Origin of the sequence: Pseudomonas sp. 32_A, assembly GCF_017490905.1 — a bacterium.
In the GTDB taxonomy this organism is placed as follows: domain Bacteria; phylum Pseudomonadota; class Gammaproteobacteria; order Pseudomonadales; family Pseudomonadaceae; genus Aquipseudomonas; species Aquipseudomonas inefficax.
This window is the reverse complement of record NZ_JAFGYI010000549.1, coordinates 1-227: the sequence shown is the minus strand read 5'-3', so window position 1 is coordinate 227 and position 227 is coordinate 1. Positions and strand designations below refer to the sequence as shown.

The 227-nt window shown below is 60.4% G+C and carries 1 protein-coding gene; it reads right to left on the bottom strand.

The features are described from left to right. Nucleotides 1-227, bottom strand: a 227-nt coding sequence (locus J5M58_RS27750) for an amino acid permease (RefSeq protein WP_207880766.1), incomplete at both ends; no start/stop codon positions are given.

The window sequence follows — 227 nt, the reverse complement described above, 5'->3', positions numbered from 1 at the left end:
ACAGGTAAGGCACCAGGATCATCGATGTGGCCAGGTAGATCAGCGACAGGTAGGTGCTGTTGGAAAACAGCGTGATCACCAGGAAGATCTGCACCATGGCGTTGGTCAGCCACAGGGCGTTGGCCGGTACCTGGTTGGCGTTTTCCTTGGCCAGAAAGCGCGGCATGGTCTTGTCCCGCGCCGTGGCGAAGAGGATCTCGGCGCACAGCAACGCCCAGGACAGCAGC